The sequence below is a fragment of the [Flexibacter] sp. ATCC 35208 genome (genome assembly GCF_001975825.1).
GTDB lineage: Bacteria > Bacteroidota > Bacteroidia > Chitinophagales > Chitinophagaceae > Chitinophaga.
Window position 1 is genome coordinate 1 of sequence record NZ_MTKN01000366.1, and the last position, 334, is coordinate 334.

Consider the following 334-nt stretch of genomic DNA (forward strand, 5'->3'; position numbering starts at 1 on the left):
GAGAACCGAATACTTACTTTATAGCTTTTAAATAGTTTGCATCCTAGTTAGTAATAATTTATTAATTTAGTAAAAAGCCTTATTGTTTAATATGTTAAGCAAACCGTTGATTGTCGAATACCTTATTATTATGAGGCAGGAAGATACATTTTGTGATAGCGAAGAAGCTTTTGTCCATTTTATTGATATAGATAGTAGCTTTAAAACAGATATTAAGAAAAAAGAGCTGACTTTCAAAACAAAAGACAAAAATGAATTTAAAGTCGGCTTTTTGCTTATTAGCGATTTGGTACCATCAAAAAAAGAAAGATATTTTAGAACATGTTTAAAATTC

General features: G+C 27.2%; 1 protein-coding gene. It reads left to right on the forward strand.

Translation table 11 applies throughout. The annotated features are described in order from the left end of the window. Positions 1-130: 130 nt before the first annotated feature. Positions 131-334: hypothetical protein (locus BW716_RS35945; RefSeq protein WP_220388961.1), on the forward strand; the 204-nt coding region annotated here is incomplete at its 3' end.